This is a genomic window from Acidovorax sp. GW823-FHT05D11 (assembly GCF_058795695.1).
The window spans coordinates 2052491-2077691 of the sequence record NZ_CM179502.1 but is presented as its reverse complement, the minus strand read 5'-3'; the positions used below and the strand labels follow the sequence as shown (position 1 = coordinate 2077691).

General features: G+C 68.2%; 23 protein-coding genes and 1 riboswitch. Of the genes, 4 read left to right on the top strand and 19 right to left on the bottom strand.

The annotated features are described in order from the left end of the window. Positions 1 to 117: 117 nt before the first annotated feature. The 10 genes from cobO to AC3RCE_RS09475 form a co-directional block, all read right to left on the bottom strand. A complete protein-coding gene (gene cobO / locus AC3RCE_RS09520; protein WP_218294164.1) occupies positions 118 to 687 on the bottom strand; it encodes a cob(I)yrinic acid a,c-diamide adenosyltransferase in 570 nt (189 codons plus the stop codon). Between the two features lie 28 nt (positions 688 to 715). Continuing rightward, positions 716 to 4948 carry a cobaltochelatase subunit CobN gene (gene cobN, locus AC3RCE_RS09515; protein WP_492255004.1) on the bottom strand — a complete coding sequence of 1411 codons (4233 nt, stop codon included), beginning with the start codon at positions 4946 to 4948 and terminating at the stop codon, positions 716 to 718. Continuing rightward, positions 4945 to 5331 carry a DUF2149 domain-containing protein gene (locus AC3RCE_RS09510; protein ID WP_492255003.1) on the bottom strand — a complete coding sequence of 129 codons (387 nt, stop codon included), beginning with the start codon at positions 5329 to 5331 and terminating at the stop codon, positions 4945 to 4947. The genes cobN and AC3RCE_RS09510 overlap by 4 nt, the downstream gene beginning before the upstream one ends. Before the next feature lie 61 nt (positions 5332 to 5392). Next, positions 5393 to 5860: a hypothetical protein gene (locus AC3RCE_RS09505; protein ID WP_008906167.1), complete on the bottom strand. Its 468-nt coding sequence runs from the start codon at positions 5858 to 5860 to the stop codon at positions 5393 to 5395. After that, positions 5857 to 6675, bottom strand: a complete 819-nt coding sequence (locus AC3RCE_RS09500) for an ABC transporter ATP-binding protein (protein WP_492255002.1) — start codon at positions 6673 to 6675, stop codon at positions 5857 to 5859. Before AC3RCE_RS09500 ends, AC3RCE_RS09505 begins: the two co-directional genes overlap by 4 nt. Beyond that, positions 6672 to 7706: a FecCD family ABC transporter permease gene (locus AC3RCE_RS09495; protein ID WP_492255001.1), complete on the bottom strand. Its 1035-nt coding sequence runs from the start codon at positions 7704 to 7706 to the stop codon at positions 6672 to 6674. The genes AC3RCE_RS09500 and AC3RCE_RS09495 overlap by 4 nt, the downstream gene beginning before the upstream one ends. Continuing rightward, complete coding sequence (locus tag AC3RCE_RS09490; RefSeq protein WP_218294159.1) at positions 7703 to 8605, bottom strand: ABC transporter substrate-binding protein; 903 nt, start codon at positions 8603 to 8605, stop codon at positions 7703 to 7705. The genes AC3RCE_RS09495 and AC3RCE_RS09490 overlap by 4 nt, the downstream gene beginning before the upstream one ends. Before the next feature lie 4 nt (positions 8606 to 8609). Beyond that, positions 8610 to 9203: a bifunctional adenosylcobinamide kinase/adenosylcobinamide-phosphate guanylyltransferase gene (locus AC3RCE_RS09485; protein WP_492255000.1), complete on the bottom strand. Its 594-nt coding sequence runs from the start codon at positions 9201 to 9203 to the stop codon at positions 8610 to 8612. Beyond that, positions 9200 to 10558: a cobyrinic acid a,c-diamide synthase CobB gene (locus tag AC3RCE_RS09480; RefSeq protein WP_218340804.1), complete on the bottom strand. Its 1359-nt coding sequence runs from the start codon at positions 10556 to 10558 to the stop codon at positions 9200 to 9202. Before AC3RCE_RS09480 ends, AC3RCE_RS09485 begins: the two co-directional genes overlap by 4 nt. 142 nt (positions 10559 to 10700) lie before the next feature. Next, positions 10701 to 12578 carry a TonB-dependent receptor domain-containing protein gene (locus AC3RCE_RS09475; protein ID WP_492254999.1) on the bottom strand — a complete coding sequence of 626 codons (1878 nt, stop codon included), beginning with the start codon at positions 12576 to 12578 and terminating at the stop codon, positions 10701 to 10703. Positions 12579 to 12662: 84 nt separating this feature from the next. Continuing rightward, positions 12663 to 12900, bottom strand: a riboswitch (cobalamin riboswitch). A gap of 36 nt (positions 12901 to 12936) precedes the next feature. Here AC3RCE_RS09475 and AC3RCE_RS09470 point away from each other — a divergent pair. From AC3RCE_RS09470 to AC3RCE_RS09460, 3 genes are all read left to right on the top strand, one after another. Further along, the gene (locus tag AC3RCE_RS09470) at positions 12937 to 13161 is read left to right on the top strand and encodes a DUF904 domain-containing protein (RefSeq protein WP_218294155.1); all 225 of its coding nucleotides are present in this window, start codon (positions 12937 to 12939) and stop codon (positions 13159 to 13161) included. Next, positions 13158 to 13523 carry a cell division protein ZapA gene (locus AC3RCE_RS09465; protein ID WP_218294154.1) on the top strand — a complete coding sequence of 122 codons (366 nt, stop codon included), beginning with the start codon at positions 13158 to 13160 and terminating at the stop codon, positions 13521 to 13523. Before AC3RCE_RS09470 ends, AC3RCE_RS09465 begins: the two co-directional genes overlap by 4 nt. A gap of 380 nt (positions 13524 to 13903) precedes the next feature. Then, the gene (locus AC3RCE_RS09460; RefSeq protein ID WP_218294153.1) at positions 13904 to 14719 is read left to right on the top strand and encodes a sulfite exporter TauE/SafE family protein; all 816 of its coding nucleotides are present in this window, start codon (positions 13904 to 13906) and stop codon (positions 14717 to 14719) included. An 86-nt stretch (positions 14720 to 14805) separates the two neighbouring features. Here the strand turns inward: AC3RCE_RS09460 and AC3RCE_RS09455 are convergent, their stop codons facing one another. The 4 genes from AC3RCE_RS09455 to hemN all read right to left on the bottom strand — a co-directional run bounded on the left by AC3RCE_RS09455 (position 14806) and on the right by hemN (position 20905). Continuing rightward, entirely contained in the window at positions 14806 to 17253 is a 2448-nt protein-coding gene (locus AC3RCE_RS09455; RefSeq protein ID WP_218294152.1) for a sensor domain-containing protein, read from the bottom strand. Further along, on the bottom strand, positions 17250 to 18548 hold the full coding sequence (locus AC3RCE_RS09450) for a cyclic di-GMP phosphodiesterase (protein WP_492254998.1): 1299 nt from the start codon (positions 18546 to 18548) through the stop codon (positions 17250 to 17252). The genes AC3RCE_RS09455 and AC3RCE_RS09450 overlap by 4 nt, the downstream gene beginning before the upstream one ends. A gap of 210 nt (positions 18549 to 18758) precedes the next feature. Beyond that, positions 18759 to 19517 carry a sulfite exporter TauE/SafE family protein gene (locus AC3RCE_RS09445; RefSeq protein WP_218294150.1) on the bottom strand — a complete coding sequence of 253 codons (759 nt, stop codon included), beginning with the start codon at positions 19515 to 19517 and terminating at the stop codon, positions 18759 to 18761. A 5-nt stretch (positions 19518 to 19522) separates the two neighbouring features. Next, positions 19523 to 20905 (bottom strand): oxygen-independent coproporphyrinogen III oxidase, encoded by a 1383-nt coding sequence (gene hemN, locus AC3RCE_RS09440; protein ID WP_218294149.1) that lies wholly within the window; start codon positions 20903 to 20905, stop codon positions 19523 to 19525. Between the two features lie 186 nt (positions 20906 to 21091). Here hemN and fnr point away from each other — a divergent pair, with 186 nt between their 5' ends. Then, entirely contained in the window at positions 21092 to 21814 is a 723-nt protein-coding gene (gene fnr / locus AC3RCE_RS09435) for a fumarate/nitrate reduction transcriptional regulator Fnr (protein WP_218294148.1), read from the top strand. 65 nt (positions 21815 to 21879) lie between these two features. Here fnr and AC3RCE_RS09430 read toward each other — a convergent pair whose 3' ends face one another. The 5 genes from AC3RCE_RS09430 to AC3RCE_RS09410 all read right to left on the bottom strand — a co-directional run bounded on the left by AC3RCE_RS09430 (position 21880) and on the right by AC3RCE_RS09410 (position 25195). After that, positions 21880 to 22173 (bottom strand): hypothetical protein, encoded by a 294-nt coding sequence (locus AC3RCE_RS09430; RefSeq protein WP_218294147.1) that lies wholly within the window; start codon positions 22171 to 22173, stop codon positions 21880 to 21882. Positions 22174 to 22224: 51 nt separating this feature from the next. Then, positions 22225 to 22506, bottom strand: a complete 282-nt coding sequence (locus tag AC3RCE_RS09425) for a FixH family protein (protein ID WP_218294146.1) — start codon at positions 22504 to 22506, stop codon at positions 22225 to 22227. A 72-nt stretch (positions 22507 to 22578) separates the two neighbouring features. Then, positions 22579 to 24024 carry a cytochrome c oxidase accessory protein CcoG gene (gene ccoG, locus AC3RCE_RS09420; RefSeq protein WP_369642186.1) on the bottom strand — a complete coding sequence of 482 codons (1446 nt, stop codon included), beginning with the start codon at positions 24022 to 24024 and terminating at the stop codon, positions 22579 to 22581. An 88-nt stretch (positions 24025 to 24112) separates the two neighbouring features. Then, positions 24113 to 25033, bottom strand: a complete 921-nt coding sequence (ccoP, locus tag AC3RCE_RS09415; protein ID WP_218294144.1) for a cytochrome-c oxidase, cbb3-type subunit III — start codon at positions 25031 to 25033, stop codon at positions 24113 to 24115. 24 nt (positions 25034 to 25057) lie between these two features. After that, a complete protein-coding gene (locus AC3RCE_RS09410; protein WP_010460656.1) occupies positions 25058 to 25195 on the bottom strand; it encodes a cbb3-type cytochrome oxidase subunit 3 in 138 nt (45 codons plus the stop codon). Positions 25196 to 25201: the final 6 nt, after the last annotated feature.

Sequence of the window (25201 nt, the reverse complement as noted above, 5' to 3'; positions counted from 1 at the left end):
GGCACAGGGAAATGGAAGTCAGGGAAACGCGCATGGAACAGGACCTTGGAAAAGCGGAAGGGCGAAAGCATAACGCAACCAAGTTGCATTATCGACGCAAAGCGACTTTGAACGTGCTCAGTCCTCGATGCCACGCTGCGCGGGAATGCCCGCCTTGAATGCGTGCTTGACCATCTGCATCTCGGTCACCGTGTCGGCCAGCTCAATGATCTCGGGCGGGCAGCGGCGGCCGGTGAGGCACACATGCACCTCCTTGGGCCGCTCGCGCAGCGTCTGCAGCACACCCTCCAGCGGGAGCCAGCCGTAGATCAGCGGGTAGGTGATCTCATCGAGCACCACCAGGAAGTGCTCACCCGACAGGATGGCGGCGCGCGCCTTCTCCCAGCCGTCGCGCGCCAGCTGGGCCGAGTGCTCCAGGTCCTTGCTCTTCCAGCTGAAGCCGTCGCCCAGGCCCTCGATGGGCAGGCCGAGCTGCTCGAACATGCGGTGCTCGCCGAAGCGCGCGGTGGGTACCTTCATGAACTGGAAGATCTTCACGGCCTTGCCTCGGCCGTGGGCGCGCAGCGCCAGGCCAAAGGCCGCCGTGCTTTTGCCCTTGCCATCGCCGGTGTTGACGATGACGATGCCGCGGCGCTCGCCCTCGGGCTTTTCATAGCGCTTCTCGGTGGGTGGGGTTTCGATCTGCATGGTGGGGGTACTTTCAAGAAGGGTCGATTCACGCGCGGGCCAGGCCGGGCGCGGCGGACAGTGAGAACGGACGGCGCGCCTGCCACGCAGCGCCCGCCAGCACCACCAGGGCCATGACCAGCAGGGCCACGATGCCGGCCATGCGCTCCACGGGGCTGGGTTCTTGGGCGGTGTCGGGGGCATCGCGCTCGGGCTGGCGCTCCAGCAGCACGCCCATGGCGGGCACGGTGGGTGCGGCGGGCAAGGCTTCTGCCTGGGCGGGTGGCGCAGGCAGGTCGGCAGCAGGCGGCACGGGCCGTGGCGCCTGCGCGGCAGGCGACTGCGGCGTGGCCACGGCCATCCCGGCGGGCACGGACTCTACTGCTTGCACACCCTGCGCGGCCTGCTCCACCCAGCGCCGCACGCTGGGCAGCTCGGCCGCCAGCGGGGCCGCGCGCGTGAGCTCCTGGTACATCTGCGCGAGTTGCTTTTGCGTGGCGGCATCGGCCTGCCAATAGCCCTGGCGCTGCGCCTGCACCAGGCGCTCCAGCGACTGGGCATAGGCCTGCGGATGCTCCTTCAGCCATTCGGGCAGGCCCAGCTGGTGCTTGTCGCGCACCAGCACGTCATAGAAGCTTTGCCAATGGTCGCTGCGCACCGTGTCGGGCGCCACGGCCTGCCAGCCCCAGGCGAACTGCACGGCCTTGAGCACCTGCAGCGTGCCCGAATAGCCCTCGGCCTTCTGCGCCTTGAGCCAGCCCGGGTGCAGGTAGCGCGACTGCATCTCCAGCGCAATGGCGCGCTGCGCGGTCTCGGTGGTGGGCTCGCTCACATCCTGCAGCTGGGCCACGTGCAGCTCCAGCCCCTGCGACCGGCCGGCCACACGGGCTGCGGCCGACAGGCCGCCCAGGTACTGGAACGGGTCGTCCGAGCTGACCATGGCGTACAGGTTCGAGCTGCGCGACAGGATGGCGGCGTCGGTACGGCGCAGGTGGGCCCCCAGCGCCTTCGCGGCCGTGCCGCCCGCAACCCCCGTCACCGGTTCGCCCTCCAGATAGGGCTGGCTCATGCGTTCGAGGAACATCTGGCCCAGGCGCGCATCGTTGGTTTGCAGGCCGTCGCTCTGCACCGCGTCGGACAGGCCGGTGCCATAGTCGCCCACCGCGTTGCCGAACGAGCGCACGCGCGCCAGTTGCTCGGCCTGTGCGCGTGGCACACCCTGCTTGCGCAGCTCCTGGCCGATCTGCTCGGTATTGCGCGCAATCACATTGCCGGGCTCGGCCGTCGCGGCCTGGGCCACGGCGCGGTCGAGGAGCGCCATCAGCGCGGGGAACTGGTCGCGGTACGAGCCGGTGATGCTCATGAGCACATCGACGCGCGGGCGTTTGAGTTCTTCTGCGGCAATGGTCTCCACACGCACCGGGCGGCCCGAGTCGTCCCACACCGGGCGCATGCCCAACGCCACGAGGGCCTGCGCTTCCATGATCCCCTGGTGGCGCAGTGTTTCACCCGCCCACAGCGACAACACCATGCGCTGCGGCACCTGGCCGCCATGACGCGCCTGGTAGTCCTTGAACCAGTCGTTGAACAGCGTCTGCGCCACGGCATAAGCCTGGCGCGTGGGCAGGCGGCTCGGGTCCAGCCCCGTGAGGTTGCGGCCCGTGGGCAGGCTCTCGGGGTTGCGGATGGGGTCGCCACCGTACGCAGCGGTGAGGAAACGGCCCTCCAGCCCCGCGAGCAGGCCGGGCATCTCGCCTTCGGTGGCCAGCAGGCGCTCCAGCTCCTGCGCGCGCTGGGCCAGCTGCAGCAGCGCGGGCGTGTCGATGGGCTTGCGCGCGGCGCGGTTGGGCACATGGTCTTCGGCGCGCACCACGTCGGAGGCACCCGCCGCACCCGGCGTTGCCGCCTGCGCTGGCAGCACGGGGCGCAGGTCCAGCACGCTGGCGGCCTGCGCGTCGGTCAGCGCCACCTCCAGCCAGCGTGCGGGGCGCGCGGCCAGCACGGCATCGTGCTTGATGAGGAAGGCTTCGTCGATGTCTTCGCCCAGTGCCTCGATCAGCGGCTTGCGCAGCGCCTGCAGGATGGTCTCGCGCCGCTGCTCGGGCGCGGGCACGCGGCCGAACACGGCCAGGCCCTTGGGCTGCGAGCTTTGCGCGAGCTGGTCCAGATAGGGGTGCAGGATTTCCAGGAAGCCGCTGAAGTCGGCCGCGATGCGCTCGGCGCTCCAGCCCAGGTCGCGGTGCAGCTGGTGCTCCACAAACTGCGCCACCAGCTGCTTTTCGAGCGCGCGGCGCGTGGGGCCTTCATCCACGGTTTCCCATTCGTGCATCACCTCGTGCATGTGGGCCATGCGCGCCTCGAAGCCTGCAGGCGCGAACACGGGCGTGCGGTGGCTTACCAGCACGGCGCGGCCCCGGCGCTTGGCCGTGAGGGCCTCGCCCAGGTTGTCCACGATGTAGGGGTAGACCACGGGCAGGTCACCGAGTGGCAGCAGCGCGTCGTCGTGCACATCCAGCGCACGCGCCTTGCCACCGGCCCATTCCTGCGTGCCGTGCGTGCCGAAGTGGATGAGCGCATCGGCCTCCAGCTGCGCCCACAGGTACACCGCCAGGTAATGGTGCGACAGCGGCGCCTTGCTCTTGTGCATGAAGGGGTTCTGGCCCAGGCGCAGGGTTTCCTCACGCGGGGGCTGGGGCAGCACGGCCAGCTGGCCCACCTGCAGGCGTGGGATGGCGAACACTTTTTCGCCCTGCCACTCGACCACGTAGCGGCTCTTTTCGGGCGGGCCCCAGTGCGCGTTCATGCGCTCGCGCACGGCCTTCGGCAGCGTGGCCAAGTGCTGCTCATAGCGCGCCAGTGGCAGCGCGGCGGCCTGCCCGCTTTGCAGCAGCGCGCGCACATCGGCGCCGGGGTAATAGGCGGCCAGCAGCGGCTTGAGCCCGTCGATCCAGCCCTGTTCGGGCACCTGCTGCGTGCGGTAGCCCGCCTGGGCCAGGCCGCCAGAGACCTGCTCCAGGCTGCGCGGCACGTTGAGGAACGATGCGCCGAAGTTGGTGCCGCCCGGCGGGTAGTTGTAGACCATGGCCACCAGGCGCTTGTCTGCTGCCGGTTTGGTCTGCAGCGCGATCAGGCGCCGTGCCTTGGCGGCCACGGCCTGGGCCTGGCGCTCGATGAGGCGAAAGTCTTGCCCCTCGGCGCCGTGGGCGGCGACCAGGACCGGGTCGATGGCACCCGCCGCCTCGGGCTGCGCCAGGTAGAACGGCACATCGGACAGCGACAGGCCCGTGTCGCTGGCCTCCCACGCGGCGGCATCGCCCGCGCGGTAGGGCTGCGTGCCCAGCAAGGGTGCGCCCCAGCGGGCCAGCAGCGGCTGCAGCGCGGCGGCCTGGGGCACGAGCTGGTGCAGCACCAGGGCGGAGGCATGCAGGCGGCCGGGGCCGGTGCCGCTCTCGGAGGGCAGCTCCAGCACCTCGGCCAGCGTCTGCGCCGTGACCTGCTGGCCAAAGGCCGCATAGGCGAACAGGCCCTGCTGGCGGAAGATGCGCAGCCAGGCATCGAGCCATTCGGTGCTGCCATCGACAAAATGGTGGCGGTGCACCAGCACGGCCACCGCCGGCAGGCCGCGCAGCGCGGGCTGGCCCTGGCGCCATGCCTCCAGCGCCACGGCGTTGGGCAGCAGGCGGGGCGCGTCGGGGTGGTAGATACCCCGGGTGGGCAGGATCTCCGGCGCGGACAAAACGGGCATGGCCACACCCGCCACGGTGGCACGCGCCAGGGCGATGGCGCTCTTCAGGTTGCGCGGGCCGCCGGCCTGCAGGTAGGCCACCATGCGGCCGGACGCATCGAGCGCGGTCAGGTCGGCGGCGGGGGCGCCCGCAGGCACCCACACCACGTGGCCGGGGGAACGTGTGGCACGGCCATCGAGCTGCGCCCCCGCCATGCGGCGCAGGCGTGCCTCCACGCTGGCATGTGGCGCATCCACCCACACCAGCGCAGCGCCCGCCAGCGCGCGCTCCAGCGTCCGGGCCTGTGCTGTGTCGAGCACCGCCGGCCCCGCGAGCGGGTAGTCGATGTGCGCAAAGCCCAGGCCTGCCTCGGTGGCCAGGCGCTGCACCATGGCCGTGCGTGGGGCGGTGGTGATGTCGGAGGTGAGCCACAGCAGCACGGGTGCGGCCTTGTTGGCGCCAGCTGCGCCCTGGGCCTTGTCCGCCTGCACGGCATGCACCAGCGGCGCAGCCAGCAGCAGGCACCAGAGTGCCGCGCGCAGGATCAGCGCCTTCATGGCTTGGCGGGTGCCGGCGTGGCGGAACCACCCGCGCCACCGGCCGAAGCGCCGGCAGGAGCAGCGCCCGTTTCAGGGATGTAGACGATGTTGCCGTCTTCGAGTTGGTAGGCCACGCCCGCGCGCACGCCCTGCCCTTGCGCCGCGCTGCCCGCGCCCTTGAAGCGCACCTCCTTGCCCTGCTCGCGCACCACCACTTCCATGTCGGGCTGGCCGGGGTTGCGGATGATGGTGACGCTCTCGTTGGCGCTGGTCTGGGTCTGCACGGCCACGGCCGTGAGCAGCGCCACCACGAGCACCAGGAACACGTCCACCAGGTTCACGGCCGACAGCATTGGGTCGTCGTCGTCCTCGGCCAGCACATTGAGGTGGCGAAGGCTCATAAGACACCTCCGCGCTGCGCGCTGCGTTGTACCGCTTGCTTGGGGCGGCCCGGCGCGGCGCTCATTGCGCCACCCCACGCTCCTTGCGCACCACCAGCAGCTCGGCCAGCAGCCAGCGGCGGCGCACCGAATACACCACCAGGCCCACCGACGCGGCGGCCAGCGCCAGCACCACGCCCGCAAACGCGCCGCTGAACACCGCCAGCGCCTGCTGGCCGTTGCCCGCCGCCACGCTCTGCAGCGCGGGGCCCAGCGGGATCATCGTGGCGATCAGCCCCAGCATGGGCGACAGGCGGCTGAGCAGGCGCACGGGCTCCACCTGGCGCACCAGTTGCAGCTCCAGTTCTTCCATCGACAGGCCAGGGGCCACGCGCAGCGAGCGGTACTGCGGCTGGCGCCAGCGTTGCCAGGCCTCCATGAGCGTGGCGCCGCCCGACCACAGCGCGTAGACAAACGCCAGCCCCACCAGCACCAGCACCGGCCACAGCAGCGACTGCGCGACCTGCGAAAAGCCCGATTCGATGTTCATGCTTGCACTTCCTTCATTCCTTGGTTGTTGTTCTTGCGTTGCAGGGACGGCAGCGCCATCCACATGCCATCCAGATGCCGCACGTGGATGCGGTGGTCAAACACACTCTCCAGCGCCGCGTGCGTGGCGGGCGCATCGCAGGCACCCTGGTGCAGCACGCGGCCATCGGCCATCACCACCATGTCATCGGCCTGCAGCGCCAGCGACACCTCGTGCAGCACGCTGACCACCGTGCCGCCCGCGTCCACCAGCGCGCGCATGGTGTGCAGCCAGTCGGTCTGGTGGGGCGGGTCGAGGTTGGCCAGGGGTTCATCCATCAGCAGCACCTGCGCCTGCACGGCCAAAGCGCGGGCCAGCAACACGCGCTGGCGCTCGCCGCCCGACAGCTGCGCCAGCGGGCGGTGGCGCCAGTCCCAGGCCTGCGTGGTGCGCAGCGCCTGCTCGACCGCCGCGTGGTCGGCGGCACCCGGCGGTGCCAGCCAGGCCTGGTGCGGCAGGCGGCCCAGCATGGCCACGTCGTAGCTCGTGAGGTCGTCGGCCGAGCCTTCGTTCTGCCCCAGCCAGGCGAGCTGCCGGGCACGTTCGCGTGCGGGGATCTGCGCGAGTGGGCGGCCCAGCAGCAATACTTCGCCCTGCACCGCAGCGCGCGGCAGCAGGCCCGCCAGCACCTTGAGCAGGGTGGACTTGCCCGCGCCGTTGGGGCCGACGATGCTGGTCCAGCGCCCGGCAGGCAGTTGCAGGTCAATGCCCTGCAATATCAAGCGATTTCCGATGCTGGCGCTTATCTGGCAAGCGCTGATAGCTACTGAATTCATAGCGAACCACCTTGCGACGTCCGCCGGTGCATGAGCCACAGCAGGTAGGTTCCGCCCAGCGCCGCCGTGAGCACGCCCACGGGCAGCTCCTGCGGTGCCAGCAGCCAGCGCGCCAGGATGTCGGCCGCCAGCAGCAGCACCGCGCCCATCAGGCTTGCGAGCACGATGTGCCGCTCGTGCGTCACGCGCACGATGGAGCGCACCAGGTGTGGCGCGGCCAGCCCCACAAACGCGATGAGCCCCGTTTGCGCCACGGCCGTGCCCGTGGCCAGCGCCATGGCGGCCACCAGCCCGACGCGCATGGGCATGAGCGGCAGGCCCAGGCTGGCCGCCGTGGCCTCGCCCAGCGTGAGGCCATCGAGCGCGCGCGCCAGCATCCAGGCGACCACCGAGCACAGCCCCCAGGCCACGGCCATCAGCACACAAGCCATCCAGCCCACAAAGGCGGTGCTGCCCAGCGTGAACGCCTGCATGGCCTGCAGGATGTCGGGCGAGGCCAGCTCCACCAGGTCGCGCATCGCGCCCAGCACCACGCCCACGATCACGCCCGCCAGCAGCAGGCGCAGCGTGTGCTGCACACCTTTGGCCAACAGCAGCGTGAGCACCACCGCCCCCGCCGCGCCCAGGAAAGCCATGCCCGTGATGCCGATGCGCGCCAGCCACTGCGCCGCCACCGGCGACACACCGAACAGCGCCATCGCCACCGCCCCGCCCAGCGCGGCGCCCGAGGCGCTGCCCAGCAGGTACGGGTCGGCCAGCGGGTTGCGAAACAGCCCCTGCGCCACCGCGCCCGACAGGCCCAGCAGCGCGCCCGCCAGCCACGCGCCCAGCGTGCGCGGCAGGCGGATGTCCCACACGATCTGCCAGGCGACGGGGTCGCCGTGCATGCGCAGCACGCTGTCAAAACCCGTGCTGCCCACGCTGGCGCCACACACGGCCAGCACAACACTGGCCAGCAGCAGCCAGGCGGCACACCATGCCGCGCGGCGGCTGGCGGAACCTGTTGGCAAATCCATGGCAAGGCTGGTCATGGAGCTTTCTCCACCAGACAGCGGGCCATGATGCGCGCGGCCTCGGCCATGCGCGGGCCAGGTCGCACCACCACATCCGAATCACCGGGGCCAAACACGCACAGCCGGTTGTCGCGGATGGCGCGCATGCTGGCCCAGCCGGGGTACGGCACCATGGCCTGCATGCTGCGGTTGCCGATCATGATGATGTCGGGGTTGGCGCGCACCACAAATTCGGGGTTCAGGCGCGGGAACGGACCGAGCGACGCCGGCACCACGTTGCGCACGCCCAGCCGGGTGAGCGATTCGCCGATGAACGACGCCTCGCCCGCCGCGTAAGGCCCCCGGCTCACCTCGAAGTACACGCGCGCATTTTTGGCCTTGGGTGGCAGGGACTGCGCCGCCGCCAGCACACCCGCATCGATCACGCGCCAGAGGCGGTCGGAGCCCTGCGCGCGGGGCACGCCCAGCAGGTCGCTCACGGTGCCCAGCACGCGGCGCACGTCGGCATGGGTCTTGGGCTCCAGCTGCACGACGGTGAGGCCCAGCGCCTCCAGCCGGTCGCTGGCGCGCGAGCTGACGGACATGAGCACCAGGTCCGGCTTGAGCGCGACGATGGCCTCGATGCTGGGATCTATGCCGCCTCCCATCTTGGGCAGCTTGCCAACCACGGCCTCGGGCCAGTTGGAATAGCGGTCCACCCCCACGAGCCGGTGGCACTGCTCCAGCTCGCACACGCTTTCGGTCAGCGAGGGCAGCAGGCTCACGATGCGCTCGGGCGGGCGGGGCAACGCGATCTTGCGGCCCTTGTCGTCGGTGATCTGCACGGGCTGCGCCCGCGCCAGCCCGGCCATGAGCAGGCCCAGCAGCAACAGGATGGCGATCACCCACAGGATGCGGCGCACGGGGGTTGGTTTCATAGTTTCATTTCAAGGTCAATGGCAGCCCGGCGGCCATCAGCGTGACGCGCGGGCACACCTGCGCCACCCGCTGGTTCAGCGTGCCCAGCGCATCCACGAAGGCGCGCACCTCGCGCCCCATCGGGATGACCCCCAGGCCAATTTCGTTGCCCACCAGAACAACGGGGCCGGGGGATTTCCGAACCGCTATCAAAAACATAGCTGCTTGCGCTTGCCAATCCAGAGCCAGAGCCTGTTTTTGCTTCAAATCCATGTCTTCGCAGCCCATGGGCATGGTCCAGTGGGTGAGCCACAGCGTGAGGCAGTCCACCACCACCAGGGTCTGCGGCGTGCTGTGCAACACCACGGCAGCGGCCACATCGTGCGGCTCTTCCACGGTCCGCAGACCCGGCACGCGCTCGGCGCGGTCCCGCTGGTGGCGGGCGATGCGCTCGCGCATCTCGTCGTCCCAGGCTTGCCCCGTGGCGATGAGCACGGCGCGGTGGTCGCTGGACTGCGCCAGCCAGTCGCGCGCCAGCAACTCGGCGCGGCGGGACTTGCCGCTTTTCTGGCCACCCAGGATGAGTTCGCTGGTGATGGGGTGCGGGGTGGGAGTCATGCCGAGACGCCTCCCAGCAGATGCGCCACGGCCTCGGGGCTGGACGGAAACCACGCATGGAAGTAGCTGGCGTGGAGGCTGCCCTGCTGGTACAGCGCCTCGCCCGCATCCGGCGCAACCGCTTCATGGGGGCGGGCCGTGCGGGCCACCACGGGGGCGCTGCTGTCGCTGGTCGAGTAGTGGAAGGTGTGGCCGCGCAGGGTGTGCCCCGCCACCGCCAGTTGCTGCGGCCCGAGCGCCGCCAGGCGTTTTTGCATGGTCACGCGGCCGGGCAGCAGACTCCACAGCGGGGCCGTGCTGCCGTCGGCCAGCGTGATGGATTCAAACAGCGTCATCATGCCGCCGCACTCGGCCCACAGGGGTTTGCCTGCGGCCCCATGGGCGCGCAGGCTGGCCTGCATGCCGGTGTTGGCGGCGATCTGCGCTGTGTGCAGCTCGGGGTAGCCGCCGGGCAGCCACACGGCATCGCAGTCGGGCAGCGCGGCATCGTGCAGGGGCGAGAAGAACACCACACGCGCGCCCATCTTTTCAAGGCACTGCACATTGGCGGCGTAGATGAAGCAGAACGCCGCGTCGCGCCCCACGGCCACGGTGCGGCCCGCCAGCAGCGGCGGCACCGTGTCTGCCACTGCGGGAGCCGGAAACTCCACGGCCCAGCGCTGCAGGTCCTCCAGCGTCATCTGGCCCAGGGGCGTGGCCGCCAGGGCATCGGCGGCGGCGTCCAGACGCTGCAGACTGTCGGGCAGCTCATGCGCCGCGACCAGACCCAGGTGGCGTTCGGGCAGCAGCGCCGCACCGGCCTTGCCCGCAGCGGGCGCAGTGCCAGACTGCACCCGCATCAGCGCTCCCATCCAGTCGTCGGCGTCGTGCAAGCCACCCTGCAGCATGTCGGCATGGCGGGCACTGCCCACGCGGTTGGCCAGCACACCGGCCCAGGGCAGACCCGGCCGGTAGTGGCGAAGGCCATAGGCCAGCGCGCCAAAGGTGCCCGCCATGGCCGAGGCATCGACCACGGCCAGCACGGGCACACCAAAGTGCCGGGCCAGGTCGGCCGCGCTGGGGGTGCCGTCAAACAGCCCCATCACGCCTTCGATCAGGACCAGGTCCGACGCCCGGGCGGCGTCGTGCAGGCGCTGGGCACAGTCCGCCTCGCCGTTCATCCACAGGTCGAGCTGGTGCACCGGCGCTCCGCTGGCCAGCTGGTGCCAGTGCGGGTCCAGAAAATCCGGGCCGCACTTGAACACCCGCACCCGCCGCCCCTGGCGCGCATGCAGGCGCGCCAGGGCGGCGGTGACGGTGGTCTTGCCCTGCCCGGAGGCCGGGGCGGCGATCAGCAGCGCGGGGCACCTGGTCATTTCAGCAACCCTGTGGGACACATTCCCGGCATGCCGATGAAACTGGCACGCACGAAGCCAGTGCCACCGTGGAACTGGCTCCGCCAGGCCCCGGGTGGCATCCCCCCGTGGGGGGAAGGCGCGCAGCGCCTCAGGGGGTGCTTCACTGCGGGGCCCACTTCACGCCGACGTAGGCGGTGCGGCCCGCGGTGGCGTAGGTGCGGGCCAGCTCATAGTGCTTGTCGGCCAGGTTGTCCACGCGCGCCACCAGGGTGAAATCGCGAGCAACCCGCGTGCTGGCATACAGGCTGACCAGCGTGTAGCCGCCCAGCACCGTGGTGTTGGCGGCGTTGTCGAAGCGGCGGCCAGAGGCCTGCACCTCGGCGCCCACCGTCCAGCCAACGAGTTGCGTGTCGGCTCCCAGTGTGCCGTGGCGCTTGGAGCGGCGGGCCAGCAGCTTGCCCGTGGCCAGGTCGCGCGGGTTCTGCAGATCGAGCGAGCCGCGCAGCTGCACGCCGCCGAGGCGGTACGAACCCGCCAGCGTCACTCCCTTGTACTCGGCCCGCGCGGTGTTCACGTAGCAGCCGAAATCCGACGGACAAGGCCCTGCGGCCCCGAACGTGATCAGATCCTGCACCCGGTTGCGGTAGGCGGTGGCGGAGAAGCTGCTGCTGCCCTCGGCCCAGCGCAGGCCCACCTCGACATTGCGGCTGCTCTCGGGATTGAGCGACCCCGTGCCGTACTCGCTGAAGCGGTGGTACAGCGTGGGGGCCCGGAAGGCCGTGCCCACCGATGCCGTCGCGCGCCACTGGGGTGCAAAGGCGTAGCCGTAGGCCAGGCTGCCCGTGCCCTTGCCGCCGAACTCGCTGTCCGCGTCGTGCCGCACATTGGCCTGCACCGTATGGCCGCCCGCGCTGTAGCCATAGCCCAGCGCAACGGCGTCCTGCGAGCGCTTGCGGTCGATGGGCTTGTTTTCCAGGTTGTCTTCGCGGCGCTCCAGCGCGGCGGTCAGCAGGTGCGCACCCTCGCGCCATTCATTCTGGAACAGGTAGCCGCGCAGGTGGGTATCGCTCAGGTACACCGAGGGCTTGGTTTCGTACCTGTCGCGCGAATCGGTCAGCTGCAGGCGCGTCTTGTACTGCGGGGTCCATTGCGCCTGCCAGTTCAGGCCCAGGGCATGCAGCCTGTGCTTGTTGCGGTCATCCTTGCCCAGGCCGCTGTCGTAGCCGCTGTCGAGGTCGTTGACCAGCAGCGTGCCTTCCAGCCGGTGCATGGCGTTGACCTGCAGGCCCACCCGCGCGTTGGCAGAGGTGCTTTCATACCCGTCGCGGTCGGGGTTCTGCGTGGCGACGGTGCGCGCGTTGAAGCCCTTGCTTTCCTCGCGTGCAATGCCCAGCGCGTAGTCGATCGTGCCGCTGGCACCGCTCACACCGGCTTCGATCTTGCGCGTGCCGTGGCTGCCGAACCCCACGCCCACATAGGGCGCGGTGCCGTTTTCGCCGCGCTTGGTGAAGATCTGCACCACCCCACCCATGGCGTCGGAGCCATAGACCGCGCCCGCCGGGCCGCGCAGCACTTCGATGCGGTCGATCTGCGCCAGCGGGATCGACTCCCATGCCGCGCCGCCGGTGGATTGGGAATCGATGCGCACGCCGTCGATGTACACGGCCGTGAAGCGCGACTCAGCGCCGCGCAGGAACACGCCCGTGGTCGTGCCGGGGCCGCCGTTGCGCGAGAACTCGATGCCGGGGACACGGGCGAGCACGTCGGCCAGGCCGGTGGCGCCACTGGTTTCGATGGTCTCGCGATCCAGGACGGTCACATCGGCCACCAGGTCGGACAAGGGCTGGGGCGTGCGCGTGGCGGTGACCACGGTTTCGGTCAGCGAGGGCGCGCGCAGGTTCTGCGCCAGCAGCACGGGGCCGCCGGCATCGGCCTGCTGGGCCTGCACGGAGCAGGCGCCCACAACGGCCAGCGTCACCAGCGCGGGACGCAGGCACAGCGGCGCAGCAAGGCGCGCACGAGAGGTACGGATTTTCATGGGGAACATCGTCAACAAACAAAACCCGCGCCGGCCTCCCCGCCAGCAAATGGGTGATACGGCTGCGCGCACCCTGATCGGGCGCGTGCAACCACCGTGTTGGCCGGTATCCGGGCTGGCGGAACACCCTTCAAAGCCTTCCCAGGGGCTTGTTCAAGGCACCCAGTGGCATGTGTATGAAGGGGGAATCGGAACGATTCGTCCGCTGACCGTTGCGGGGGCAGCGCAGGCTGGGCGCACCATGGTTGGCGGCACCTCCCTGCTTCCCGTTGAACTGCGGCATGTGAACCACACCGCGAGCACCAACAACGGGATTTTACGACCGTTTACAACCGCCAACCCTACAATCGACAGCTGTATGGCAACACCGTCCACCACCGACCAGATCGCCGAGCGCGTCGAACGCCTGCTGCTGAGGCACGCGGAACTGCAACGCACCAACGCGCTGCTCGCCGATCAGGTGGCCGCCCTCGCGCAGGAGCGGGATTCGCTCAAATCGCGCCTGAGCGCGGCCCGCGCCCGGGTTGACGCGCTGCTGGAGCGGCTGCCCGCGGCGGCCCCTGTCACGAAAGAATCCGAATGAAGCAAATCGAGGTGCAGATCCTGCAGCAAAGCTACCTGCTGACCTGCCCCGAGGGGCATGAAAGCCGCTTGCTGGATGCCGTTGAACGCGTCGACACGGCCATGACCCGCATCCGCGACGCCGGCAAGGTGCGCGCCCGTGAACGCATCGCGGTGCTGGCCGCGCTGAACCTGGCTTTCGAGATTGCGGACCGCGAGGCGGCCGACCTGGCGGCGGGCGCGGCTGCCAAGTCCTCCCCGCCGCCTGCGGCACAGCCCGGAGCACAGGCCGCCTTGCCCCTGCCCGAGCGGGACGAGGACCACCTCAAGGTCCTGGTCCAGCGGCTCGACGAGGCATTGGGCGAGGACGGGCGCCTGCTCTGACGCGGCGCCCCCCGGCACCTCTGAACCCGGCGCGCCGCCCTGCGGTCTTTACATGTCCTGGCGCCGGCGTCGGACTCCGCCAGCGCCTACAATCAGGCTGTCTGCGATGCTGTCGGGCTTTATATTTCCTTGAACCAATGCTCAACGAGCTCGGGCTTGGTACATTGCCCGGTGAGCGTGATCATCTCGCGTCAGATGAACCCAACGCTTGGCTGCCCTCGCCCACCTGAACCCCCGGTTCAGGATGAGAGTCCGGTGGCAATCGCAGACACCTTCTTCCTTCCCCATGCCGCTGTCGCCGCCGCCTCACCTTCCCGCTGAACGGCCGACCGGGCGCCCCTCCCCGCCCGCTCTTCCCTCCCCTTCTCCCTTTTTGCCCCATGCTGGATCCTCTCCTGATCGTTGAACTCGGTGTACTGGGCCTGGCAACCGGCTTTCTGGCCGGCCTGCTCGGCATCGGCGGCGGCATGCTGCTGGTGCCGTTCATGACGTACATCCTGGGTGCCCAGAAGGTGGCACCGGACCTCGCGGTGAAGATGGCCATCGCGACCTCCATGGCGACGATCATGTTCACCTCGATCTCCAGCGTGCGCGCGCACCACCAGCGTGGCGCAGTGCGCTGGGACATCGTCAAGCGCCTGGCGCCCGGCATCGTGCTCGGTGGATTCATCGCCAGCCTGGGCGTGTTCGCGCTCCTCAAGGGCTCGTTCCTGGCGATCTTCTTCGCGCTGTTCGTGAGTTTTTCGGCCTCTCAGATGTTCCTGGACAAGAAGCCCGCCCCCTCGCGCCAGATGCCTGCCGGCGCGGGGCAGGTGGCGGCGGGCGGCGTGATCGGGTTCCTGTCGGGGCTGGTGGGTGCCGGCGGCGGCTTCGTGAGCGTGCCGTTCATGACGTGGTGCAACGTGCCCATCCACAATGCCGTGGCCACCAGCGCCGCGCTCGGCTTTCCCATCGCCCTCGCCAACGTGGTGGGCTACGTGATTGGCGGCCAGAACGTGAGCGGATTGCCCCCGGCATCGCTGGGCTACATCTGGCTTCCCGCCCTGGCGGTGATCGCGACCTGCAGCGTGCTCACCGCGCCCCTGGGCGCCAGGGCGGCGCACAGCCTGCCGGTCAAGCAACTCAAGCGCGTGTTCGCATCCCTGCTCTTCGGCCTGGCGGCCTACATGCTCTGGAAGGGCATCGCGGCCTCCTGATCCTGAGGCTCTGCCGTGGGGTCACGGCGCAAGGGCAGCGGAGATGGTGGCCAAGGCGGTGGTGCGAAGCCCTTGGCCTCGCGCGCCTAGGTCTGGACGGAATTGCGCCGGCCCTGCGCCTTCAAGGGCAGCGGCTTGCCCAGCAGGGCACGAAACTCGTGGGCAGGAAGCCCGGGCGCGCACAGAAAACCCTGGTAGTGGTCACATTGCATCTGAAGCAGCACCGCCTGCTGGGTTTCGGTTTCCACGCCCTCCGCCACCACCTCCACATGCATGGCGCGCCCCATGCTGATGATCGCGCTCACGATGGCCCGGTCGCCATCGTCGTCGGGCAGCCCGCGCACGAACGACTGGTCGATCTTGAGCTTGTGGATCGGCAGCTTCTTCAGGTACGCCAGGCTGGAATAGCCCGTGCCGAAATCATCGATGGCGAGGCCAATGCCCAGGCCGGCCAGCACGCGCAGGCGCTGCTCCATCTCCTGCGCATCCTGCAGCAGGATGGTTTCGGTCAGCTCCAGCTCCAGCAGCGTGGGCGGCAGCTGGTGCACCGCCAGCAGGCGCGTGATCCGGTCCACGAAATCGGGCTGGCGAAACTCCAGCGCGGACACGTTCACCGAGATCATGATGGGCATGCCGCTGTGCATCCACACCGCCGCCTCGCGCACGGCCTGCTCCATGACCCAGGCACCCAGCGTGACGATGTAGCCGGACTCCTCCGCGAGGGGGATGAACTGCCCGGGCGAGACCGCGCCGAATTCAGGGTCGGTCCAGCGGATCAGGGCCTCGGCGCCCGTGATGCGCCCCGTGGCCATGTTGACCTGCGGCTGGTAGTGCACCGCCATGCGGTCCAGCCCCAGCGCCTGGCGCATCGCATGCTCCATCTGCATGCGCGACAGCAGGTTGGCGTTCATTTGCGGCTGGTAGAAGCCATAGCTGCCCCGGCCGCGCTCCTTGACGCGGTACATGGCGGTATCGGCCTGCTTGATGAGGTCGTCCAGCGTGGCCCCGTCCTGCGGGTACAGCGCCATGCCGATGCTGCACTGGATGGAGAAACCCATGCCGTCGAGCATGAAGGGCTTGAGCATGTCGTCCAGGATGCGGCGCGCTACGCTCTCGGCCACCACGGCATCCCCACCGTGCAGATAGATGACGAACTCATCCCCGCCCAGCCGGCACAGCATGTCCGTCTGGCGCAGGCAGGCCTGCAATCGCTCGGCCACCAGCTGCAGCACCCGGTCGCCAAAGGGATGGCCCAGCGAGTCATTGATGATCTTGAAACGGTCGAGGTCCAGGAACAGGATCGCGAAACCGGTGTCGCTCTGGCGGGCGCCCTGGATGGCCGTGTCCACCCGCTGCGACAGAAGCAGCCGGTTGGGCAGCCCTGTGAGCACATCGCTGTACGCCAGCTCTTCGATGCGCTTCTGGGCCGCATGCTGCAGCGTCAGGTCGCGCATGAAGCCGATGCTCTGCACCAGCCGCCCCTCGTCGTCGCGCAACGCCACCCACGACAGCTGCACCGCGCAATAGGTCCCGTTGTCCCGGGGAAGCCACAGTTCGCCTTCCCAGAAGCCTTCGCTGGACCAACCTTGCAGCACCTGTTCCATGAACGCCGCATCGGGGCCGCCGCCAAAGAGGGAGGCCGCCGTGTTGCCCTCGAACGACTTGGCCGACGGGCCCACGAGGCGCTCGCATCCCGGGTTCATGCGCAGGACCCGGTGCTGGCTGTCGGCGATGAAGATCGCGTCCAGGCTGGATTCGAACACCCTGGCGGCAAGGCGCAGGCTGGCTTGTATCTCGGTCTGCCGGGTGATGTCCCGGAACGAGTACACACGCCCCACCGGCCGCCCCTGGCTGAACTGGGGGACCGTGCGCAGCTCCAGCACCGCGCCGTTGCGCAGCACCAGGATGTCGGTGCTCTCCTGCATCGGCTCGCGCGCAATCGCGGCCAGGCGCTCCGAATAGGCCGCCGCATCGTTCACCTGCGTGGCCATGTGGGCATACACCGCCCCGTCGTCACGCTCAAGGAGCAGGTCGCGCGGAATGTTCCACAGCTGTGCAAGGCGCTGATTGAACGCCCGCACCCGGCCATCAAGGCTGCAGACGAGCATGCCGTCGGCCGCGGAGTCCAGGGTTGCGCGCAGTTCGGACAGCAGGGTTTCCAGTTCGCGCTCGGTGGCCTCCTGGGCACTGCGGTCCAGCATGGTCAGCATGTACACCGTATCGCCGCCCGCCGCCCCCCAGGGCACGCGGCTTACCTGCCGGTCCACGGGCACCAGCGTGCCATCCGCACGCAGAAGACGGGTGTGGGAATGGATGCCGCCCGCCACCACCTCGGCCGGCTCCCCCCAGAACGCCTGGTCCTGCGGCGTGGTGGCCAGGCCAAGCACCGATGCACCGACCATGGCGGACACGGGGGTCCCTACCAGCCGCTGCGCGGCGGCATTCGCGTGCAGGATGAGCAGGCTGGCCTCATCGACAAGCCAGACGGCTTCCTGCAGCGCGTCAAGCCAGCCGTGGGATTGCGAAACCCTCACGAACCTGCCTCTTCATTGCCGGGACTGACCGCACGCTCGAAAAAGTAACAGATGCGCTGACGGGGAGAGAGATAGCCCAGCGCATCGCGCGGCAGCTGCGCGGGCTTGAGGCTGCGCCGGATGCCCAGCTCGGGCACCGTTTCCAGGTCCAGGATCGGTGCTTCGTCCTTGGGCACACGGGAATCGTGCACGATGACCTTGGGCCGCAGGGGCCGCGACGAGTTGACCGAGGCAACGATCGCATAGCGGTCATTGACCAACTGGACAATGGAGCCCGGCGGGTACACCCCCATCATGCGGATGAATGCCCCCAGAACCACGGAATCGAAGCGCGCCTTGAGCTGCGCGAAGATGACGGACAACGCCTCGTGGGGCGTGAGCGCATCCACGCCGTTGGCCGGGTTGCACATGCGGTCGTACCGGTTGACCAGCGCCAGCACCTGCCCCGCCCGTCCCAGGTCAGGCCCCGACAGCCGCAGGGGGAACCCGCTGCCGTCGGCCATTTCGTGATGCCGCGCAATGGCCGTCAGCACCGCTTCGGGCAGCCCCATGCGCGTGGCGAATGCCACGGACTCGCCCACGTGGGACTCGTAGCGCGTTCGCTCCATGGGGATCATCGAGGGTGTGGGCTGGCGCAGGTTCGGCGGCAGCTTGAGCTTGCCCAGGTCATGGATCAGGGCCGCGATGCCGAGATCATGCAGCTCGGAGCTCTTCATGCCCAGGGCACGGCCCAGCAGCAGGGAGATCACCATCACGTTGATGGGGTGCAGGGCATTGCGCTCGCCAACGCCCTCCGACAGCAACCGGATGACGGAGTCACCGTTCTCGAGGAGTTCCGACACGCAGCCAGCCACCAGCGCATCGCCCTTGGTGCGGGCCTGGTCCGGGTGCTCGGACGCAACGCGTTCGAGTGCCTGGTACTGCCGGGTGGCCTCTCCGAACCGCTGGTTGCAGGCCGCCAAGGTGCGGTTCTGCGCCTCCAGCAATTCGCGCCGGCGCTGCGCCTCCGGGTCCACGGTGGCCGTGGCGCCGGGGGCATCCGGTCCCTGGGCCGAGGGCACCGTCATCTCCGGCACGCTCCAGGCGGCCGGAACCAGCTCTCTTTGCTCCGGATCGCTTTTCTTGGGGACGTATCGCACCTCGGTGAGCCCCAGTTCCCGCAACGTCGCGATCTGGTCCGCCGATGCCACCCGGAAACTGCTCACCGGGAACGGATGGTGCATCCAGCCCACATCGAGCTGGATGTACATGCCGACGCGCAGTTGGCTGATATCGATGAGGATGGAGGAGTTCACTTCGGGGCGCGCGAAACATGGAGACGTGAATGCCACCAATAGTTACACAGATTATCGCCAGTTCGAAGGCCTTGTCGAAGGAGCCCACCCGCGCCGCGGCGGCACGGCAACACTTGCCTGCCCGAAGGCGCGGGGCGGGGCAATCCCCCTCATGGGGATGTGGGTTACCGAGACCGCCGCGCCCTCAGGCCGCCGCGGCGCGAATGCACGCTAGCGGCACCACAGCGAGGGTTTGTAGACGAGGTCCATCCACAGTGCCCAGCTTGCCACCGCGCAGAGCAGGCCACCGGCGGCGCGCGTCCCCCAGTCCGCGCGCACGGTGTTGAGCCGGGCCCGCAACCGCGTCCAGGCCCAGGGCCCGCCGACCAGCCAGACGCCGCTGCCAATGCCAAAAAGCGCCATGGACAATGCGCCCTCCAGGGGCCCTCCGCTCAAGGCAGCCACCAGCAGCGCCGAATACAGCAAGCCACAGGGCATCAGCGCCCAGAGAAACCCCGCGGCAAGAATGCCCCCCGGTGCACGGACCAGAGGCCTCACGCGCTCCCACACGCCACGGCCCGCCTGCTCCACCCAGAGCGGCTGCCGCGCCTGGACCATCAGCATCAGCCCCCACGCCATCACCGCGACGTGCATCAAGGTCCACGCCGGGCGCAGTGCCATGGTCTGCTGAGTGAGCCACGCCAGGCTGTCCATGGCCAGGGCGGCCAGCCCGCCCGCCAGCGCATATCCCGTCAGGCGGCCCGCATGAAAGGCCACGGCCCGCCGGGCCACGCCACCGCGCGGTGCCCACCGCACCGCCTGCACCTTCGGGGGAGCCCCCTCCGCCGGCGCCCCGGCGCCCGGGGCGGATGCGCAGCCCGCGCTCCCCTGCCCCACCACGGCGCCACAAGGTGCCGAGCACATGGCCAGGCAATGGGACCCGCCAACGAGCCCCATCAACAAGGCAGTCGAGGCAACCGTTGCAAGCATGGGATTCAGATGATGCGTGAAAAACGCGCGCGGTTGCGGTCTGCCTGCAGATATCGGTCGAAAACCATGGCGATGCCGCGCACGAAGAACCAGCCCATGGCCGTGACCTCGACACCGTCGGGCCTCACCTTGACCAGCCCCTGCTCGGCCATGGTGTCGAGTTGCGCCAGTTCGGCGGAGAAATAGTGCCGAAAATCGAGAAGCCAGGCCTGTTCCATGGGCTCGAACAGCAGTTCTCCCTGGCACATCAAGGACATGATGACGGCGCGGCGCACGAGGTCGTCCCGCGTCAGGGCCAAGCCACGCACCACGGGCAGACGCCCCTGGTTCAGCAGGTCGTAGTACTCATCCAGGGTCTTGGCGTTCTGGCTGTAGGTGGCGCCGACCCTGCCAATGGCCGACACGCCCAGGCCGATCAGGTCGCAGTCGGGCTGGGTGCTGTAGCCCTGGAAGTTACGGTGCAGGCGGCCCTGCCGCTTGGCGACGGCCAGCGAGTCCTCCGGCAGCGCGAAGTGGTCCATCCCCACATACACATAGCCGGCGCCCATGAACGCGTCGAGCGAACGGGAGAGCATCGACACCTTGCCGGAGGCTGCGGGCAGTTCGGCGGAGAGGATGCGGCGCTGGGGCTTGAACCGCTCCGGCAGGTGGGCATAGGCATACAGCGCAATGCGATCAGGCCGCAACTGAACCACCTGCGCCAGCGTACGGTCGAACGACTCCGGCGTCTGGCGCGGCAACCCGTAGATCAGGTCCACATTGATCGATTCGAAGCCGAGCGAGCGCGCGGATTCCACCAGCGAAAACACCTGTTCGGCGGGCTGGATGCGGTGCACCGCCTTCTGGACCTCGGGGTCAAAATCCTGCACGCCAAAACTCAGCCGGTTGAATCCAAGCTCCGCGAGCACGGCAAGCCGGTCGGCATTGACGGTACGGGGGTCCACCTCGATCGAGTACTCCCCGCCCGGCGCCAGGGTGAAGCTGCGCTGGAGCATCGCCATGAGTTCCCGCAAGCCATCGTCCGACAGGAAGGTGGGAGTGCCGCCGCCCAGGTGCAGCTGGCTCACCACCTGGCCCGTGCCGCAGTGCGCCGTGTGCAGATCGATCTCGCGGCTGAGATAGCGCAGATAGACTTCAGCCCGGTCGTGGTGCTTGGTGATGATCTTGTTGCAGGCGCAGTAGTAGCACAGCGACTCGCAAAAGGGGATGTGCACATACAGGGACAAGGGCAGCGCCTTGGTCAGGGTGCCCATGCGGCGCTGCTCGAGGGCGAGGGCGTAGTCCTCCTGGCCGAAGGCTTCCACAAACCGGTCGGCCGTCGGATAGGAGGTATAGCGGGGGCCTGGTACGTCAAAACGGCGCAGCAGGTCAGGCGAAACAGCGGTCATGGGGCGAATCCTTGCGTACACCTTGACTGTGCCGTAAGCTGCTCCCCATGTCCTTGACATGAATCAAGTGATGGAGTGGCCGGAACAGCGACAATTTGATGCATGTCAGTCGCCTGCCCGCCCTCCAAGAGACTCCCTCTTCGGCCATCGGGCGGTATGCTCGAAACCTAACTCCGCCCTGTGCCTATGAACCCGCTCACCATCAAAGTCGCCTGTTCCAATTGCAACCTGCGCGAGCTGTGCATGCCGGTGGGCCTGAGCGAAGAGCAACTGCACCGCATCGACGAGGTCGTTGCAGTTCGCCGCAAGGTGAAGCGCGGCGGCACGCTGTTTCGCAATGGTGAGTCGTTCACCTCGCTTTATGCCATCCGCACCGGCTTTTTCAAGACCTGCGTGGCCACCGAGGACGGACGCGACCAAGTCACGGGGTTCCAGATGGCGGGCGAGATCATCGGCCTGGACGGCATCGTGAATGACCACCACACCTGCGATGCGGTGGCCCTGGAAGACGCCGAGGTCTGCGTCATGCCGTTTGACCGCATCGAGGAACTGTCCCGCGAGGTCACCGCGCTGCAGCACCACGTGCACAAGATCATGAGCCGCGAGATCGTGCGCGAACACGGCGTGATGCTGCTGCTGGGCAGCATGCGTGCCGAGGAGCGCCTGGCAGCGTTCCTGCTCAATCTGGTGCAGCGCCTGCACGCCCGCGGATTCTCGCAGTCCGAGCTGGTGCTGCGCATGACGCGCGAGGAGATCGGCAGCTACCTGGGCCTCAAGCTCGAGACCGTGAGCCGCACCTTCTCCAAGTTTGTGGAAGAAGGCATTGTCGAAGTCAAGCAGCGCCATGTCCGCATCCTCGAGACCGACGCGCTCAAGCGCATCGTGAACAACCAGTCCGCCTGCCACTGAGCAAGGCGAGCCAGGTCCGCCCGTCCCGGCAACGCCTTGCCACCGGAGCCCGGCCGGTGCGCTGTTCAAGGGCAGGATGATGTCTTTCGGCAATCATCAGGGCGCTCGCCTTCGGGCACGGGGCAGCGGTTGAGTTCAAAGGGCGACATTGCCAGCAGCGTGGTCAACGCGCTGGAGGCCATGGTGATGGCCCAGAACGCAAAGAACGCGAGCGTGTAGACGCCCTGGCGCGACAGGGCCAGCGGCTGCCCGAACCAATGCAGGTCCTGCGGGTCCACCATCGCAAAAACCAGCATCTCCATCGCGCCCGCCATCAGAAAGGCGGGCCATGCAATCCACATCAGGCGTTGCGTCCACATCGGGGTTGTCTCCTGGTAAGGCCGCGCAGACCCGCTGCTCGGCCAGGGGTTTCAGCGTGGCTGGTCCTGAACCGGTGTCGCCGCGTGGTTGCGGCCCTTCATAGCCGGGGCCAGGCTCTTCTCCGGAGCCTCCAGCGTCTTGTTGATTTCGATGCCCTGGCGGTAGTAGTCCTCGGCGACCACGGGGTCTGGCCGCGAAATCGCCAGCCACAGCGTGACAAAGCCCGCCACGATGACGATGGCAGGGCCGGCGATGATCAGCCAGACGTGGCCGAATTTCCACCAGGGCGCAGCGGTGGCGGGGGCGGAGCCGATGGCTGGATTGGATGGCATGGGTGCTTGCTCCTCAAAAATCTTCTCGGTCATACAACGTCCCCGGGGCCGTGCACCGGGGTGCACGTCGCCTCATCGGGGCACCAGGAATACGGACTTCTCGGTCACATGGGCCGCAGCGCCCACCGCCTGCACATCGAACTGCACGGCATGGGAGCCCGGGGGCGCGGAGCCATACGGTATCTGCAGGCGCACGGCCACCCACCGGGACTCCGCGGGGCCAATGTCCACCTCGGCTTCAGAGGCCACCTCCAGCCCGTCCAGGCCGCGGGCGCCGATGCGGTAGCGCTGGGGGCCTTCGGTGGCGTTCATGATCTGCAGGCGGTAGATATTCTCCAGCTTGCCGCCCGCCACGATGCGCGACAGGGCCGCGCGGTCGCGCACCACATCCACCTTGAGCGGCGTGCGGGTGACCAGGCTGGCCATCATGCCCACGCACAGTGCCACCAGCACGGCGGTGTAGATCAGCACGCGAGGCCGCAGGACGCGCCGCAGGATCTGCGACTGGCTCCAGCGCTGCGCCACGCCGTTCTGCGTGGAAAAGCGGATCAGCCCCCGGGGGTAGTGCATCTTGTCCATCACCGTGTTGCACGCATCCACGCACAGTCCGCAGCCAATGCACTCGTACTGCAGGCCCTTGCGGATATCGATGCCCACGGGACACACCTGCACGCACAGGGTGCAGTCAATGCAGTCACCCAGGCCCTTGGCCTTGTGGTCGATCGTCTTGTTGCGCGGGCCGCGCGGCTCGCCGCGTTCCACGTCATAGCTCACGATCAGGGTGTCCCGGTCGAACATCGCGCTCTGAAAGCGCGCGTAGGGGCACATGTACTTGCACACCTGCTCGCGCATGTAGCCCGCATTGCCATACGTGGCAAAGCCGTAGAACAGCACCCAGAATATCTGCCAGTTGCCCTGCAGCGCCAGCAGTTCCGCGCCGAGCTCACGAATGGGCACGAAATAGCCCACGAACGTGAACCCCGTCCACAGCGCCACGGTGATCCATACCACCTGTTTGAGAAACTTCTTGCGGATCTTCTCGAAGCTCCAGGGCCCGTTGTCCAGCCGCAACCGGGCACTGCGATCGCCTTCGATCTTGTGCTCGATCCACATGAACATTTCGGTGTAGACCGTCTGGGGACAGGCGAAACCGCACCACAGCCGCCCCGCCACGGCCGTGAACAGGAAAAGCGACAGCGCCGAGATGATGAGCAGGCCCGTGAGATAGATGAAGTCCTGCGGATAGAGCACCAGCCCGAAAATATAGAACCGCCGTGCCCCCAGGTCGAACAGCACCATCTGGCGCTGCCCCCACTCGAACCAGGGAAGGCCGTAAAAGACCAGCTGCGTGAGAAACACCATGCCCCAGCGCCAGCGTGCGAACAGGCCACTGATGGAGCGCGGGTAAATCTTCTTCTGCGCTTCGTACAAGGAGACGATCTCGCCCTCGGACGAGGCATCGGATGCAACCGGTGCAATCGGAATGACCTTGCGGGCTGGCCCGCTGGGTGGCTTCATGGTGGTGTCGACCTATTGGCTTGGTGTGTCTTCAGCAATGGGGCAAAAAGCCGGGCGCAGCGCCAGGGGGCGCGCCACCCGGCCCGGATCAGCGCACCGCGGCAGCCTGCTTGCCGTTGGACAGGCCCCATACGTACGCAGACAGCACGCCGATCTGCGCTTCCGTCAACTTGTCGGCCTGGGCCGGCATCTGGTTGACCTTGCCGTTGTTGACCATGGCGGTAATGGCCGCCTCGCCCCAGCCATGCAGCCAGACGTCGTCGGTCAGATTGGGGGCACCCAGCGCCTGGTTGCCCTTGCCGTCCATGCCATGGCAGGCCGCGCATGCCGTGAACTTGGACTTGCCCAGCGAAGCACGCAGCGAATCGTGCGGGCTGCCCGACAGGCTCAGCACATAGTGCGACAGGTTGCGCACGTCTTCGGGCGTGCCCACTGCGGCCGCCATGGGAGGCATGTTGCCCACACGGCCCTTCTCGATCGTTTCACGGATCTTCTCGGGCGCCCCGCCATGGAGCCAGTCACCGTCCGCCAGATTGGGGAAACCCTTGCTGCCGCGCGCGTCGGAACCATGGCACTGAGCGCAGTTGTTCATGAACAGGCGCTCGCCAATGGCCTGGGCCTGCGGGTCCCTGGCCACGTCTTCCGGCTTCATCGAGGCGAAACGGGCATACAGCGGCTCCAGTTCAGCCTTGGCCTTGGCCATCTCGGCTTCGTATTCGCCCTTCTGCGTCCAGTTCAGCTTGCCGGTGAAACTGCCAAGGCCTGGGTAGGCGGCCAGGTAGCCGAAGCCGAAGACGATGGTGATGACGAACAGCCAGACCCACCAACGCGGCAGGGGGTTGTTCATTTCGACCAGGTCCTCGTCCCAGACGTGGCCCGTGGTGTTGTCGGCCGTGGCCATCACCTTCTTGCGGCCTGCCATCCATAGCAGGATGCCGCAGGCGATGATGCCGACCAGGGTCAGCGTGGTCACAAAGACCGACCAGAAATTGCTGGTGAAGTCACTCATGGGGTGTTCTCGTTCTGGTGGGGGTCAATCTTGTTCAAAGGGCAGCCGAGCGGCCTCGTCAAACCGGGCCTTGTTGCGGCCCCGGTAGGCCCAGACCCAGATGCCGACGAAGCAGGCCATCGAGGCCAGCGTGGCGACGATGCGCATGGTGGTGATGTCCATTGCGAA

Excerpts from the sequence above, each read along its gene's own strand:
- cobO (WP_218294164.1), bottom strand. The coding sequence starts at position 687 with ATGCAGATCGAAACCCCACCCACCGAGAAGCGCTATGAAAAGCCCGAG.
- cobN (WP_492255004.1), bottom strand. The coding sequence starts at position 4,948 with ATGAAGGCGCTGATCCTGCGCGCGGCACTCTGGTGCCTGCTGCTGGCT.
- AC3RCE_RS09510 (WP_492255003.1), bottom strand. The coding sequence starts at position 5,331 with ATGAGCCTTCGCCACCTCAATGTGCTGGCCGAGGACGACGACGACCCA.
- AC3RCE_RS09505 (WP_008906167.1), bottom strand. The coding sequence starts at position 5,860 with ATGAACATCGAATCGGGCTTTTCGCAGGTCGCGCAGTCGCTGCTGTGG.
- AC3RCE_RS09500 (WP_492255002.1), bottom strand. The coding sequence starts at position 6,675 with ATGAATTCAGTAGCTATCAGCGCTTGCCAGATAAGCGCCAGCATCGGA.
- AC3RCE_RS09495 (WP_492255001.1), bottom strand. The coding sequence starts at position 7,706 with ATGACCAGCCTTGCCATGGATTTGCCAACAGGTTCCGCCAGCCGCCGC.
- AC3RCE_RS09490 (WP_218294159.1), bottom strand. The coding sequence starts at position 8,605 with ATGAAACCAACCCCCGTGCGCCGCATCCTGTGGGTGATCGCCATCCTG.
- AC3RCE_RS09485 (WP_492255000.1), bottom strand. The coding sequence starts at position 9,203 with ATGACTCCCACCCCGCACCCCATCACCAGCGAACTCATCCTGGGTGGC.
- AC3RCE_RS09480 (WP_218340804.1), bottom strand. The coding sequence starts at position 10,558 with ATGACCAGGTGCCCCGCGCTGCTGATCGCCGCCCCGGCCTCCGGGCAG.
- AC3RCE_RS09475 (WP_492254999.1), bottom strand. The coding sequence starts at position 12,578 with ATGAAAATCCGTACCTCTCGTGCGCGCCTTGCTGCGCCGCTGTGCCTG.
- AC3RCE_RS09470 (WP_218294155.1), top strand. The coding sequence starts at position 12,937 with ATGGCAACACCGTCCACCACCGACCAGATCGCCGAGCGCGTCGAACGC.
- AC3RCE_RS09465 (WP_218294154.1), top strand. The coding sequence starts at position 13,158 with ATGAAGCAAATCGAGGTGCAGATCCTGCAGCAAAGCTACCTGCTGACC.
- AC3RCE_RS09460 (WP_218294153.1), top strand. The coding sequence starts at position 13,904 with ATGCTGGATCCTCTCCTGATCGTTGAACTCGGTGTACTGGGCCTGGCA.
- AC3RCE_RS09445 (WP_218294150.1), bottom strand. The coding sequence starts at position 19,517 with ATGCTTGCAACGGTTGCCTCGACTGCCTTGTTGATGGGGCTCGTTGGC.
- hemN (WP_218294149.1), bottom strand. The coding sequence starts at position 20,905 with ATGACCGCTGTTTCGCCTGACCTGCTGCGCCGTTTTGACGTACCAGGC.
- fnr (WP_218294148.1), top strand. The coding sequence starts at position 21,092 with ATGAACCCGCTCACCATCAAAGTCGCCTGTTCCAATTGCAACCTGCGC.
- AC3RCE_RS09430 (WP_218294147.1), bottom strand. The coding sequence starts at position 22,173 with ATGTGGACGCAACGCCTGATGTGGATTGCATGGCCCGCCTTTCTGATG.
- AC3RCE_RS09425 (WP_218294146.1), bottom strand. The coding sequence starts at position 22,506 with ATGCCATCCAATCCAGCCATCGGCTCCGCCCCCGCCACCGCTGCGCCC.
- ccoG (WP_369642186.1), bottom strand. The coding sequence starts at position 24,024 with ATGAAGCCACCCAGCGGGCCAGCCCGCAAGGTCATTCCGATTGCACCG.
- ccoP (WP_218294144.1), bottom strand. The coding sequence starts at position 25,033 with ATGAGTGACTTCACCAGCAATTTCTGGTCGGTCTTTGTGACCACGCTG.
- AC3RCE_RS09410 (WP_010460656.1), bottom strand. The coding sequence starts at position 25,195 with ATGGACATCACCACCATGCGCATCGTCGCCACGCTGGCCTCGATGGCC.